Consider the following 12,706-nt stretch of genomic DNA (forward strand, 5'->3'; position numbering starts at 1 on the left):
CTTTGTCCGCTGCGGTCGGCCGCTGCGGCGCATGGTTCGCGCGGACGCGGCGGCAGACGATATGGGCGGAGTCTGGAATCGTCATGACAACGTTGTCAAGTGACTGTCCCGGAATTTTCACCAGGGGGCGCGAAGCCGTGCAACATGACCGTTGGCAGGGGTTGCGGCACTGGATCGATTTAAATTTTGCGGGCGCGCCGGGTTCGGTGCGTTTGGCCTCGTCGCGCGCGATGAAGCGGCAGAAAAGCCGCTGCGGGAGCGGCTTCGTGCGCGATGGTTTCCGGCTGCGGCCACGGGTGCAAGGCATCCGCGTACGGGGCGCGTTCCTGCGACGGTCCGTTGGCGGGTCGGCGACTGCCGGTTGACAACGTTGTACTTTGCAGCCAATAAAGAGGTTCCGGCAGCCGCTCGTGCCGTATGCTCACGGCCGCCCACGCCGTTCCTCGGGGAGAGACTTCATGGCAAGCACGCAGGCGGCCGCGCCGTCCGAACGTTCCTACATCGGGCCGATGATGATGATCGGCGTGCTGTTCTTCATCATGGGGTTCTTCACCTGGCTCAACGGACCGCTGACGATCTTCGTGAAGCTCGCCTTCAGCCTGGACGACGTCAGCGCCTTCCTGATCCCGGTGGCGTTCTACCTGTCGTATTTCGTGCTGGCGCTGCCGTCGGCGGCGATCCTAAAGCGCACCGGCATGAAGCGCGGCATGGCCCTGGGCCTGTTCGTGATGGCGATCGGCGCGGTGATGTTCGGCGAGTTCATCAACCTGCGCAATTACCATGGCGCACTGGTGGGCCTGTTCGTGATCGGCGCAGGCCTGTCCCTGCTGCAGACCTCGTCCAATCCCTACATCAGCATCCTGGGGCCGATCGACAGCGCGGCGCAGCGCATTGCCTTCATGGGCATCTGCAACAAGTTTGCCGGCTTCCTCGCGCCGCTGGTGTTCGGCGCGCTGGTGCTCAGCGGCATCGATACGCTCGACCAGCAGGTGAAGGCTGCGCCGACGGCCGCGGCGCGCGACGTGCTCCTCAATGGTTTTGCCGCGCGCGTGTATGCACCCTACATGGCGATGGCCGCGGTGCTGGTGGTGCTGGCGATCTGGGTGGTCCGCTCCGCGTTGCCGGAGATCAAGCCGGCCGGCGCGAACGACGAGCACGCGATCGGCCACACCGGCCGCAGCATCTTCAGCTTCCCGCATTTGTGGCTGGGCGTGCTGTGCCTGTTCGTGTACGTGGGCGTGGAAGTGATGGCGGGCGACGCCATCGGCATCTATGGCCAGAATCTGGGCCTGCCGCTGGACGCGACCAAGCATTTCACCGCCTACACCATGTTCGGCATGCTGCTGGGCTACATCGTCGGCCTGGCGCTGATCCCGCGCTTCGTCTCGCAGCAGCGTTACCTGGCGGTGTCGGCGGTGCTCGGCGTGCTGCTCACGCTGGGCACCTACCTGACGACGGGCTATGCGTCGGTGACCTTCGTCGCCGCGCTGGGCTTCGCCAACGCGATGATGTGGCCGGCGATCTTTCCGCTGGCGATCAAGGGGCTGGGCAGCCATACCGAGGTGGGCTCGGCCTTCCTCATCATGGGCATCGTCGGCGGTGCGCTGGTCCCGCAGGTGTTCGTGCACCTGAAGGAAGTGATCAATTTCCAGCTCGCGTTCCTGCTGGTGATCGTGCCGTGCTACCTGTACATCCTCTACTACGGCCTGCGCGGTCATCGCGCAGGCCAGCGCGCGGCGGGCTGAACGGCGTGCCGCGTCCGCGCACCCGTCCGCTAGACTGTGCCGCGCGGCTGCGCGATCGTCCGGCCGTGCCCCGCGTCGTTCCATTCCACCACGACTTCTGAGGTCCCGCGGTTGCGCAGCGCCACCATCAAGGATGTAGCCGAGCAGGCGGGCGTCTCGCTGAAGACGGTTTCGCGCGTCATCAACAACGAACCCTCGGTGCACGTGCGCACCCGCGAGAAGGTGCAGCGGGCGATCGACGCGCTGGGCTACCGGCCCGATCCCTCCGCGCGCAGCCTGCGCAGCACGCGCGCCTACGCGGTGGGACTGGTCTACGACAACCCCAACGCGCACTACATCATCAGCATGCAGAGCGGCGTGCTGGCGGCCTGCCGTGCCAACGGCTACGGCCTGCAGATCCATCCCTGCGACTCCACCTCGCCGCGGCTGGCCGACGAGCTGGTCGCGCTGGCCGCGCACGCGCGGCTGGCCGGCCTGGTGCTGGCGCCGCCGATGTCCGAGCAGCCGGAGCTGATCCGCACGCTGGCGGCGGCGAAGATCCCGTTCATGCGGGTGATCTCCGCGCGGCAGGACCCGCAGGACGGCTACCCCTGCGTCTACGTGGACGACCGCGACGCCGCCTACGCGATCACCGAGCACCTGATCCAGCTCGGCCACACGCGCATCGGCTTCCTGTGGGGCGGCCGCGACCACCGCTCCAGTCCCGAGCGCTACCAGGGCTACGAGGACGCGTTGAAGGACTACGGCATCGCGCTGGACCGCAAGCTGATCCTGCCCGGCGACTACTCCTTCGACGACGGCTTCCGCGGCGCACGCAAGCTGCTGGCGCTGAAGGACCGGCCCACCGCGATCTTCGGCTCCAACGACGAGATCGCCGCCGGCGTGCTGGCCGCCGCGCATTCCAGCGGCATCAGCGTGCCGTGGGAGCTGTCGATCGCCGGTTTCGAGGACAGCCCGTTCTCCAAGCAGTCCTGGCCCGCGCTGACCACCGCGCGGCAGGCCACCGAGGAGATCGCCCACCACGCCGCCCAGCGGCTGATCGGCAACCTGCAGCGCGCGGCGAACGGCGAGCCGCTGGAGGAAGACAACGAAGGCTTCAGCCCGGAACTGGTGGTGCGCGGTTCCACCGCACCGCTGCGCAGCACGCCGACCAAGCGCTGACGCACGCGCCCTTCACCCTCTCCCCTTCGGGGAGAGGGTGGGGGTGAGGGGCAGGCGCTTGCGATAACCTGCCTATCCCCTCTCCCGCTTGCGGGAGAGGGGATGGGGAGAGGGGCTCTTGCTCTAGCTCTTGCGAGTTTCAAAGCGGGAAGAGCGAGAAAGGCCGAATTCAAGAGAGTTCATCGCGAGCACCCGCCCCTCACTCCAACCCTCTCCCCACAGGGGAGAGGGAGAAAGTGCGGCGCTCCGCGCCCACCCTCACTCGCTGTAGTCAGCGATATAGATCAGTCTGCCGTCGTGCTGGCGAAACTCGCTGCGCCCTTCCAGCGCGATCGACTGCCCCGCGCGCACCCCGTTCGGCAGGTCGACCGCGAAGGTGCCCACGAAGTGGATGCCGGCGTGGGCGCTGTCGCCGTCCTCGCGCCACGCGGTAATGGTCTGCCGGCGCATCGAGAACAGGTGGCGCGAGCCCTCGGCGAGGTGGCGCAGCTCGGCGATGCCGAGCGTGCGCAGGCTGAGCACGCCGGCGGTGTAGTTCTCGAACACCACCTCGTCCTGCATCGTCGCCAGCATGGCGGCCACGTCCATGCGGTTGTAGGCATCGAGGTAGCGGTCGACCAGGGCGCGCATGGGGTGAATCCGGTTCGGCGGGGCGTGCATTTCAGCACGCGCCCACCATGGCTGCCAGTCAGTGCTTCACGTTGTCCGTGCTCTCGATGAAGCGCGCCACGTTGTCGTGCAGCTGCTTCAGCGAGGGCTCGTGCGCGTAGACCATGTGGCCGGACGGGTACCAGTGGTAGGAGATGTTCTGCTGCAGCGAATCGGGAATCGGCAGGTGGTGCATCTCGTACTCGGCGGCGTAGAACGGCGTGGCGAGGTCGTAGTAGCCGCCGTTGAGCATCACCTTGAGGTTGGGGTCGGTCTTCATCGCCATCGCCAGGTCCGGCATCACGTTGGTGGACTGCTGCAGCGCCTCGTGACTGCCCGGCGCCTTGTGCGACATGTCCCAGTGGCGGATGTCGGCGTATTCGCGGTAGCGCTGGCCGTCGCCGAACTTCAGGTCCTTGCCCACGTAGTCGTTGAACGCGGCGATGTAGGCCGAGCTGATCGCCGAGGACTGCGGGTCGTACTCGGACTCCTTGCTCAGCGGATCCAGCGCGGGGCCGGAGAAGCGGGTGTCGAGGCGGCCGGTGGTGGTGTCATCGTTCGCCTGCAGTTCGTGCTCGAACATGCCGCCCGAGACGCGCAGGTCGGCCTTCATCCAGTAGGCCGCCGGCAGGCCGGTGTACTGGTACAGCTTCTGGGCCACGGCCTGCTTGCGCGCGGCGTCGAGCTGCGAGCCGGCCATCAGCGCCTGCGCGTATTCGCCGGTGGCGAACGACTCCACCTCGCCGAGCAGGGTGTCGAGGTCGGCCGGCGGCGACGGCAGCTTGTGGTGGTAGTACGCGGTGGCGGCGTAGGTGGGCAGCGCCAGCTCGTAGGGCTGGTCCACGCCGGGGTTGGTTTCCGGGCCGTCGATGCTGTTGTCGAAGCTGAGGATCTGCGACAGCAGGATCACGCCATTGAGGTCCACGCTGTCCTCGTTGGTGAGGATGTTCGACACCACCGCGGAACGGGTGGTGCCGTAGCTCTCGCCGAACAGGTATTTCGGCGAGTTCCAGCGGCCGTACTTTGACAGGAACTCGGTGATGAACTGGGCGAACGCATGGCCGTCGCCGTCCACGCCGTAGATCGCCTTCTCGCGGTCCTTCATCTGTTCGGCGCGCTTGGCCGGATCCTTGTCGTCGGCGATCAGCCGGCTGAAGCCCGCGCCGGGCGCGTCGATGAACACCAGGTCGGAGGCGTCGAGCAGGCTGTAGTCGTTGTTCACCAGCTGGTACGGCGCGGCCGGCGTGTGCGTGTCGTCGGCGGTCACCACGCGCTTCGGCCCGAATGCGCCCATGTGTAGCCACACCGTGGCCGAGCCGGGGCCGCCGTTGTAGATGAAGGTGACCGGCCGCTCGCCCGCCTTCGCGCCCTTCCTGAGGTAGGCGACGTAGAACATGCTCACCGTGGGCACGTGCTCCTTGTCACCCGAGCCGTGCAGCACCAGGGTGCCGGCCACCGCCTGGTAGCCGATGCGTTTGCCTTCCACCGACACCGAGCCCTCACTGGTCGACGACTGTGGCTTGACCAGGGCCGCGTCGGCCGCATCCGCCGGCTGCTCCTTGTCGTGCTTCTTGCCGGTGTCGGCGGCGACGGCGGTGCTGAGCAGCAGGGCGGCCACGGCCGCGGCGAGGGGAAGCTTGCGCATGGGCGATATCCTCGGAATGGCGGAGGCGTGCAGCGCCTCGGAGAGCGAACGGCCAGCATAGGAACCGCCTCCGCCTCCCCGCATGCCCCGGAAGTCACTGCCTTCCCGCGCTGCCCTGCCTTCGACTCAGGCCCAGGCCAGCAATGCGATCGCCAGCAACGCCAGCAGCAGGCCGGCGAGGTTCGTGCGGCTCAGGCGTTCGCGGAACAGCAGCACGCCGGCCAGCGCGCCCAGCACCACCACACCCAGGTTCATGCTGGCGAACACCAGCGCCGGGTGTTGTGGCAGGGCGCGGTGCGCGCGCAGGTAGAACAGGATGTTGCCGAAGTTGCACAGGCCCAGCAGCAGGCCGCCCAGCGCGTTGCGCGGGCTGAAGCGCGCGCCGCCGCGCGCCGCGCGCCACGCCGCCAGCGCGAACGCCACCGGCAATGCCAGCGCGAACATCGCCACGAGCGAGGTGCCCAGCGGCACGCCGGCGGCCGCCACGCGCTTGAACAGCACGTCGATCATGCCGAAGCCGACGAACACCAGCAGCGGCCACAGCCATGACGCGGCGCCGCCTTCGTCGCGCCGTTGCCCGCTCCGCCATACCATGCCCAGCAGCGCGAGCAGGCCCAGCGCGCAGCCCAGCGCCTTGGTGGCGTCGAGCTTTTCGCCGAACAGCAGGAACGCCGCCAGCAGCGAGAGCAGCAGCGAAAGCCGCTGCGCCGCGTCCGAGCGCACGATGCCCGCATGCCGCACCGAGGCGCCCAGCGCGAGGAAGATCGTGGGCAGCAGCACGCCCAACCCGAACAGCGGGAACCAGGGCCCGCCCGCCTGCCGCAGCGGCGCCGGCGAGGGTTGCAGCAGCAGCGCGGTCAGCGCCACCGCCGCGGCGTAGTTCCACGCCACCATCTGGCCGATGTCCAGCCCGAAGCGCCGCGCCAGCTTCAGCAGCACCGACACCAGCACGCTGCAGATCGCGCTCGCCAGCACGTAGATCATCGAACGGTTCCCGTTGCGCAAGGACGGCGAGCTTAACGTGTGTGGCGCGGATTGCCGCAGGCATCCTTGTCGTGGAACGATGGCTGCCCCGCACTTTCCCATGCGACGGCAGGCGACTTCCATGGAGATCCGGTTGCTCGACCGCCATGACGCTGCCGCCTACCAGGCGTTGCGGCTGCAGGCACTGCGCGACAGCCCGCACGCGTTCAGCGCCAGCCACGACGAGGAGGCGGCCCGCAGCCTCGACGAGGTGGCCGCACGCATCGTGCCGGCCGCGGACGGTTCGGTGCGCATGTTCGGGGTCTTCGAGAGCGGCGAACTGGCCGGCTTCGTGGCTCTGATCCACCCGCAAAGGAAGAAGCTGTGCCACGGCGCCGAGCTGGCGGGCATGTACGTGACGCCTTCGTCGCGTCGGCGCGGGCTGGGCGCCGCGTTGCTGCAGGCGGTGATCGCGCATGCGCGTTCCATCGACGGCGTGCGCCAGCTCGGGCTCAGCGTCAACGCGACGAATGAGGCGGCGAAGGCCCTGTACCGCTCGGCGGGCTTCATGAGCTGGGGCGTGCAGCCGCGGGCATTGCAGATCGACGGCGTGTTCCACGACGAGGAATACCAGTTGCTGCGTCTCGACGTCCCCCGCTGAACTGCTGCCGGCCTGCGCGCATTTATTTTGCCCGGGTGTTATTGACAACGCTTTTGATCCGGGCAAAATGGCGCCTGATTTCACCCGGGTCAAAGCATGTCCCCGCACGACAACCCCACCTGCACCGCCTTCGACGGCCATGCGCTGATCGCCTCCGGCGCGCTCGCCGAGGTGGCGCTGGCGGTGAAGCGCCTGCTCGACAAGCATCCGGCGCGCACGCCGGTGATCCTCGACGACGCCACCGGCCAGCCGGTGGAGATCGATTTCCGCGGCAGCGCCGACGAGATGCTGGCCCGCCTGCAGCCCGCCGCCGGCGGCGATGCGCCGCGTGGCGCGGGGCGTCCCCGGCTCGGCGTGGTGGCGCGCGAGGTGACCCTGCTGCCGCGCCACTGGTACTGGCTCAACAGCCAGCCCGGCGGCGCCTCGGTCACCTTGCGCAAGCTGGTGGAAGAAGCGCGGCGCCACGGCAGCGCGAAGGATCGCGCGCGCCTTGCGGGCGAAGCCGCCGATCGCTTCATGCGCGTGGTGGCCGGCGACCTCGCCGGCTACGAGGAGGCCTCGCGCGCGCTGTGGCGCGGCGACCGCGACGCCTTCAACCGCCACACCCGCGGCTGGCCGAAGGACGTGCGCGAGCATGCGCGCCGGCTCGCCGCGACCGCCCGCGATGCCCAGGCCGAGGCCGGCTGAATCGTCACGTGCGTGCGCAACGAACACCCCATTCAACCGGAACTTTCCATGCCCTCCTCTCCCGGCGCCTCGCCGCTTGCCCAACGCGACTTCCGCCTGCTGTTCGGTGGCAGCGGCATTTCCGCGATCGGCGACCAGTTCACCCTGGTGGCGCTGCCGTGGCTGGTGCTCAAGCTCACCGGCAGTCCGGCCGCCTTGGGCCTGGTGCTGGCGACGATGGCGCTGCCACGCGCCGCCTTCATGCTGATCGGCGGCGCGGTGGTGGATCGCCTGTCGCCGCGCCGCGTGCTGCTGGCGGCGCGCGCGGTGAACGCCTTGCTGGTGAGCCTGCTGGCGGCGCTGGTGCTGGGCGGCGCCATCCACATGGGGCTGGTGTATGCGCTGGCGCTGGGCATCGGCCTCGCCACCGCGTTCGCCTACCCGGCCGGTTCGGCGATGCTGCCGCAGCTGGTGGCGCCGGCGCAGTTGCGCGCGGCCAACGCGCTGTTCATGGCGATGCGCCAGCTGAGCATGCTGGTGGGCCCGGCGCTGGCCGGCCTGCTGATCAGCGTGGGTGCGCATGGCAGGCACGGCAACGTCGCGGACGCCACCGGCCTCGGCCTCGCCTTCGCCGTCGATGCGCTGAGTTTCGTGTGTTCGCTGGTTTCGCTGGTGTTGATCCGCATCCATGGCGACCACCATCCGCGCACACCCGAGGGCGGCGTGCTGGCCAACGTCGTCGCGGGCATCCGCGCGGCATGGGCCGACCTGCCGCTGCGGGCGTTCGTGCTTTACGCGGCGGTGGTGTCGGTGTTCGTGGGTGGCCCGATCCAGGTCGGCCTGCCGATGCTGGCCGACACGCGGCTGGATCTCGGCGCCGCCTCGCTGGGCATCCTGATGACCGCGAACGGCGGCGGCATGCTGGTGGGCAGCATGCTGTCCGGCCTCGCCGCGAAGCTGGTGCGCAACCGGCTGGGCCTGATGGTGCTGGGCATCGACAGCCTTGCCGGCCTGGCGCTGGCCGCGCTGGCCTTCGACCATTCCACGCTGGCCGGCGCCGCCCTGCTGGCCACCACCGGCGTGCTGGGCGGCATCGTGCAGGTCACCATCGTCAGCTGGATCCAGCACCGCGTGGCGCTGGAAATGATGGGCCGCACGATGAGCCTGCTGATGTTCACCTTCATGGGCCTGGGGCCGCTGTCCGCGGCGATCGCCGGCAGTTTGCTGAAGGTGGTGTCGCTGCCCGCGCTGTTCGCGGGCGCGGGTCTCATGCTGACGGCCATCGCGCTGACCTGCATGGCCAGCCCGGCGCTGCGCAGCATCGGCATGTCGTCGCGAGCGCCGGCGGCGGCCGGCTGACCGCCGGCGTCGCGGCCGGGCTGCCCCGATCCGTGCGAGCATGCACGCACGGCCTGCCGCAGGCGCCCGCTCCAGGAGATCCGCTTCCCGATGAACGCGATGCACACCGTGCGTTTCAGCCAGGTCGACGTGTTCAGCGCCGTGCCGTTCAAGGGCAACCCGCTGGCGGTGGTGTTCGACGCCGACGGCCTCGACACCGCGCAGATGCAGGCCATCGCGCGCTGGACCAACCTGTCGGAAACCACCTTCCTGCTGGCGCCCGATGATCCGGAAGCGGACTACCGCGTGCGCATCTTCACCACCGCCGGCGAGCTGCCGTTCGCCGGCCACCCCACCCTGGGCACCGCGTACGCCCTGCGCGAAAGCGGCTACCGGCCGCGCCGGCCGGGGCGGCTGGTGCAGCAATGCGGCGTGGGGCTGGTGGAGCTGGCCGAACGGGCGCATGGACGCTGGGCCTTCGCGGCGCCGCCGGCGCGCATCGCGCCGTTGCCGGCGGACCACCGGGGCATGCTGGCCCGCGCGCTGGGCAGCGATGCGATCGATGCGGGCGCCGCTCCGTGCACGGTCGACAACGGCGCGCCGTGGCTGCTCGTGCGCATGCGCACGGCCGCCGACTGCCTCGGGCTGCGGCCGGACGATTCCGCGCTCGCCGCGGTGACCCGGGCGGCGGGAACCAGCGGCGTGGCGATCTACGGGCCGCATGCCGCCGATGGCCCGGCCGACTTCGAGATGCGCTGCCTGATGACCGGCGGCGACTTCGGCTTCGGCGAAGATCCCGTCACCGGCAGCGCCAACGCCGCGCTGGCCTGCCTGCTGGAGGCGCAGGGCAAGCGTCCCGCAACGAGTTACACGGTGCGCCAGGGCACGGTGCTGGAGCGCGACGGGCGCGTGGCGATCGACCACGACGAGGACGGCCGCATCTGGATCGGCGGCGATTGCGTCACCGTGATCGAGGGCCGCTTCCGCTGTTCCTGATCGCGACGGGCGGCGCTCAGCGCAGCGCCGCCGCCTCGCGCGCCAGCTGTTCGATGCCGGCCCAGTCGCCGGCCTGCAGCCTGTCCTTCGGCGTGAGCCAGGAGCCGCCCACGCAGGCCACGTTGGGCAGGGCGAGGAAGTCCGGCGCGCTGGCGAGGCTGATGCCGCCGGTGGGGCAGAAGCGGATCTGCGGCAGCGGGCTGGCCCAGGCGGCCAGCAATTTCGCGCCGCCCACGGGCACCGCCGGGAACAGCTTCAGGTGCCTGTAGCCGCGTTCGAGCAGCGTCATCGCCTCGCCTGCGGTGGCCACGCCGGGCAGCAGCGGCAGCGCGCTGGCGTCGGCGGCGTCGAGCAGCTTCGGCGAGACGCCGGGCGACACCGCGAAGCGCGCGCCAGCCTGGCGGGCCGCTTCCAGCTGGGTGCCGTCGAGCACGGTGCCCACGCCCACCACGGCGCCTTCCACCTCGGCGGCGATGGCGCGGATCGCCTCCAGCGCGACCGGCGTGCGCAGCGTCACCTCGATGCTGCGGATGCCGCCGGCGACCAGGGCGCGCGCCATCGGCACGGCATGGGCCACGTCGTCGATGATCACCACCGGCACCACCGGGGCGAGGGCGAGGATCTCGGCGAGGACGGTCTGCTTGTGGTCGTTGCTGTTCATGGGTGGGCTCGCGGGAGAGGGTTGGCGTCTTCGTAGGAGCGGCTTCGGCCGCGATTGCGTGACCGGTCGCGGCTGAAGCCGCTCCTGCGGGATGGGTCAGGCGTCGGCGGCGTGGTGGCGGTCGCGCTTGGCGAATATGGTGGCGCCGGCGTCGGCCGAGCCCACCGCGTTGCGCAGGCTGGCGAACAGCTCGCGGCCCATGCCGACGTGGTGCGCGGAAAGGTCGGCGTGCACCTGCTCGCGCGCGGCCCATTCGGCGGCCTCCACTTTCGCTTCCAGCGTGCCGGCGATGACGTCGAGGCGGACCAGGTCGCCGTCGCGCAGCTTGCCCAGCGGACCGGCGTCGATCGCCTCGGGGGTGACGTGGATCGCCGCCGGGATCTTGCCGGAGGCGCCGGACATGCGCCCGTCGGTGACCAGCGCCACGCGGTGCCCGCGCGCCTGCAGCACGCCCAGCGTGGGGGTGAGCTTGTGCAGCTCGGGCATGCCGATCGCCTTCGGGCCCTGGAAGCGCACCACGGCCACGAAATCGCGATTCAGCTCGCCGCGGTCGAAGGCCTGCTTGACATCGTCCTGGTCGTGGAAGATCACCGCGGGCGCCTCGATCACCAGCCGGTCGCCGGGCACGGAGGACACCTTGATCACCGCGCGGCCGAGGTTGCCCTCGAGCACGCGCAGGCCGCCGTCGGCGCGGAACGGCGCGTCGGCCGGGCGCAGCACGTCGAGGTTGCCGCTGGTCGTCACCTCGTGCCACGCCAGCCGGCCGCCGTCGTCCAGCGCGGGCATCGCGCGGTAGGCGTCCAGGCCCTTGCCCCACACCGTGTGCGCGTCGCCGTGCAGCAGGCCGGCGTCGATCAGCGAGCCGATCAGGAACGGCATGCCGCCGGCCTGGTGGAAGTGGTTCACGTCGGCCGATCCGTTCGGATACACGCGCGCCATCAGCGGCACCACGCCGGACAGGGCGTCGAAATCCTCCAGCGTCAGCACGATGCCGGCCGCATGCGCCATCGCCACCAGGTGCAGCAGGTGGTTGGTGGAGCCGCCGGTGGCGTGCAGGCCGACCACGCCGTTGACCACGCTGCGCTCGTCGAACATGCGGCCCAGCGGCGTGTAGTCGCCGCCCAGCGCGGTGAGCGCGGCGGCGCGACGCACCGCGGCCTCGGTGAGCGCCTCGCGCAGCGGCGTGTTCGGGTTGACGAAGCTGGCGCCCGGCAGGTGCAGGCCCATGATCTCCATCAGCATCTGGTTGGAGTTCGCGGTGCCGTAGAACGTGCAGGTGCCGGGCGCGTGGTAGGAGGCGGCCTCGGCTTCCAGCAGCTCCTCGCGCGTGGCCTTGCCCTCGGCGTGGCGCTGGCGCACCGCGGTCTTCGCGTCGTTGGAAATGCCGCTGGGCATCGGGCCGGCCGGCACGAACACCGCGGGCAGGTGGCCGAAGCTCAACGCGCCGATCATCAGGCCCGGCACGATCTTGTCGCAGATGCCGAGGAACAGCGCGGCGTCGAACATGTCGTGCGACAGCGACACCGCGGTCGCCATCGCGATCACCTCGCGCGAGAACAGCGAGAGCTCCATGCCGGCACGGCCCTGCGTGATGCCGTCGCACATCGCCGGCACGCCGCCGGCCACCTGCGCGGTGATGCCGGCCTCGCGCGCCACGCGGCGGATCAGCTCGGGATAGTGCTCGTAGGGCTGGTGCGCCGAGAGCATGTCGTTGTACGCGGTGACGATGCCGAGGTTGGGCGCGGCGCCCGCGCGCAGCGCGGCCTTGTCGTCCGCGCCGCAGGCGGCGAAGCCGTGCGCGAGGTTGCCGCAGGACAGCTGGCGACGGTGCGCGCCATCGCCGCGCGCGGCGTCGATGCGCGCGAGATAGGCGCTGCGCGAGCTGCGGCTGCGTTCGACGATGCGGGCGGTGACTTCGGCGAGGACGGGATGGAGGGTCATGACACGATTCCGGGAATCAACAAGCGGAGCGGGACAGCGGGCCATGGATGGCCCGCCCGCGAATCAGGCGCAAAGCGCCTGATTCGGCGGAGCCTGATCCGGGCTTGGCCCGGATCAGGCGAGTCCAGCAAGGGCAGGAGCCCTTGCTGGACATAAGGCACGGCGCCTTGGCTCTGATGCCGTGCTTGCAAAAAAACGAAGCCTTGCTCATGCCATGCGAGTGCAGTCCTGCACTCGCAGGGCTCGGCCAGCCCGGCTGCGCCAGTCTGACCTCCGTCGGG

Annotated in this window: 11 protein-coding genes; 6 read left to right on the top strand and 5 right to left on the bottom strand. The window is 70.1% G+C overall.

Annotated elements, in window-relative coordinates; translation table 11 throughout:
- The first annotated feature begins 458 nt into the window (after window positions 1-458).
- A complete protein-coding gene (locus ABQJ56_RS01925) occupies window positions 459-1,745 on the top strand; it encodes a sugar MFS transporter (RefSeq protein ID WP_367843293.1) in 1,287 nt (428 codons plus the stop codon).
- Between the two features lie 111 nt (window positions 1,746-1,856).
- Window positions 1,857-2,906 carry a LacI family DNA-binding transcriptional regulator gene (locus tag ABQJ56_RS01930; protein WP_367843294.1) on the top strand — a complete coding sequence of 350 codons (1,050 nt, stop codon included), beginning with the start codon at window positions 1,857-1,859 and terminating at the stop codon, window positions 2,904-2,906.
- Between the two features lie 258 nt (window positions 2,907-3,164).
- Here the strand turns inward: ABQJ56_RS01930 and ABQJ56_RS01935 are convergent, their stop codons facing one another.
- The 3 genes from ABQJ56_RS01935 to ABQJ56_RS01945 form a co-directional block, all read right to left on the bottom strand.
- Window positions 3,165-3,536 (bottom strand): nuclear transport factor 2 family protein, encoded by a 372-nt coding sequence (locus ABQJ56_RS01935; protein WP_367843295.1) that lies wholly within the window; start codon window positions 3,534-3,536, stop codon window positions 3,165-3,167.
- 58 nt (window positions 3,537-3,594) lie between these two features.
- Window positions 3,595-5,199: a S10 family peptidase gene (locus ABQJ56_RS01940; RefSeq protein WP_367843296.1), complete on the bottom strand. Its 1,605-nt coding sequence runs from the start codon at window positions 5,197-5,199 to the stop codon at window positions 3,595-3,597.
- A 126-nt stretch (window positions 5,200-5,325) separates the two neighbouring features.
- Entirely contained in the window at window positions 5,326-6,183 is an 858-nt protein-coding gene (locus tag ABQJ56_RS01945; protein WP_367843297.1) for an EamA family transporter, read from the bottom strand.
- Window positions 6,184-6,304: 121 nt separating this feature from the next.
- Here ABQJ56_RS01945 and ABQJ56_RS01950 point away from each other — a divergent pair, with 121 nt between their 5' ends.
- The 4 genes from ABQJ56_RS01950 (at window position 6,305) to ABQJ56_RS01965 (ending at window position 9,823) form a co-directional block, all read left to right on the top strand.
- Window positions 6,305-6,823 carry a GNAT family N-acetyltransferase gene (locus ABQJ56_RS01950; RefSeq protein WP_367843298.1) on the top strand — a complete coding sequence of 173 codons (519 nt, stop codon included), beginning with the start codon at window positions 6,305-6,307 and terminating at the stop codon, window positions 6,821-6,823.
- A gap of 96 nt (window positions 6,824-6,919) precedes the next feature.
- Window positions 6,920-7,510 (top strand): DUF2239 family protein, encoded by a 591-nt coding sequence (locus ABQJ56_RS01955; protein ID WP_367843299.1) that lies wholly within the window; start codon window positions 6,920-6,922, stop codon window positions 7,508-7,510.
- 48 nt (window positions 7,511-7,558) lie between these two features.
- The gene (locus ABQJ56_RS01960) at window positions 7,559-8,848 is read left to right on the top strand and encodes an MFS transporter (RefSeq protein ID WP_367843300.1); all 1,290 of its coding nucleotides are present in this window, start codon (window positions 7,559-7,561) and stop codon (window positions 8,846-8,848) included.
- Window positions 8,849-8,938: 90 nt separating this feature from the next.
- On the top strand, window positions 8,939-9,823 hold the full coding sequence (locus ABQJ56_RS01965) for a PhzF family phenazine biosynthesis protein (RefSeq protein WP_367843301.1): 885 nt from the start codon (window positions 8,939-8,941) through the stop codon (window positions 9,821-9,823).
- A 16-nt stretch (window positions 9,824-9,839) separates the two neighbouring features.
- Here the strand turns inward: ABQJ56_RS01965 and eda are convergent, their stop codons facing one another.
- Together eda and edd are read right to left on the bottom strand one after the other, a co-directional pair.
- Entirely contained in the window at window positions 9,840-10,484 is a 645-nt protein-coding gene (gene eda, locus ABQJ56_RS01970) for a bifunctional 4-hydroxy-2-oxoglutarate aldolase/2-dehydro-3-deoxy-phosphogluconate aldolase (RefSeq protein ID WP_367843302.1), read from the bottom strand.
- Window positions 10,485-10,580: 96 nt separating this feature from the next.
- Window positions 10,581-12,425, bottom strand: a complete 1,845-nt coding sequence (edd, locus tag ABQJ56_RS01975) for a phosphogluconate dehydratase (protein ID WP_367843303.1) — start codon at window positions 12,423-12,425, stop codon at window positions 10,581-10,583.
- Between the last annotated feature and the right edge of the window lie 281 nt (window positions 12,426-12,706).

The sequence above is a fragment of the Rhodanobacter geophilus genome, assembly GCF_040812275.1.
Taxonomy (GTDB): Bacteria; Pseudomonadota; Gammaproteobacteria; order Xanthomonadales; family Rhodanobacteraceae; genus Rhodanobacter_A; species Rhodanobacter_A geophilus.

Coding starts and splice junctions, on each gene's coding strand:
- ABQJ56_RS01925 (WP_367843293.1), top strand. CDS start 459: ATGGCAAGCACGCAGGCGGCCGCGCCGTCCGAACGTTCCTACATCGGG.
- ABQJ56_RS01935 (WP_367843295.1), bottom strand. CDS start 3,536: ATGCGCGCCCTGGTCGACCGCTACCTCGATGCCTACAACCGCATGGAC.
- ABQJ56_RS01940 (WP_367843296.1), bottom strand. CDS start 5,199: ATGCGCAAGCTTCCCCTCGCCGCGGCCGTGGCCGCCCTGCTGCTCAGC.
- ABQJ56_RS01945 (WP_367843297.1), bottom strand. CDS start 6,183: ATGATCTACGTGCTGGCGAGCGCGATCTGCAGCGTGCTGGTGTCGGTG.
- ABQJ56_RS01950 (WP_367843298.1), top strand. CDS start 6,305: ATGGAGATCCGGTTGCTCGACCGCCATGACGCTGCCGCCTACCAGGCG.
- ABQJ56_RS01955 (WP_367843299.1), top strand. CDS start 6,920: ATGTCCCCGCACGACAACCCCACCTGCACCGCCTTCGACGGCCATGCG.
- ABQJ56_RS01960 (WP_367843300.1), top strand. CDS start 7,559: ATGCCCTCCTCTCCCGGCGCCTCGCCGCTTGCCCAACGCGACTTCCGC.
- ABQJ56_RS01965 (WP_367843301.1), top strand. CDS start 8,939: ATGAACGCGATGCACACCGTGCGTTTCAGCCAGGTCGACGTGTTCAGC.
- eda (WP_367843302.1), bottom strand. CDS start 10,484: ATGAACAGCAACGACCACAAGCAGACCGTCCTCGCCGAGATCCTCGCC.
- edd (WP_367843303.1), bottom strand. CDS start 12,425: ATGACCCTCCATCCCGTCCTCGCCGAAGTCACCGCCCGCATCGTCGAA.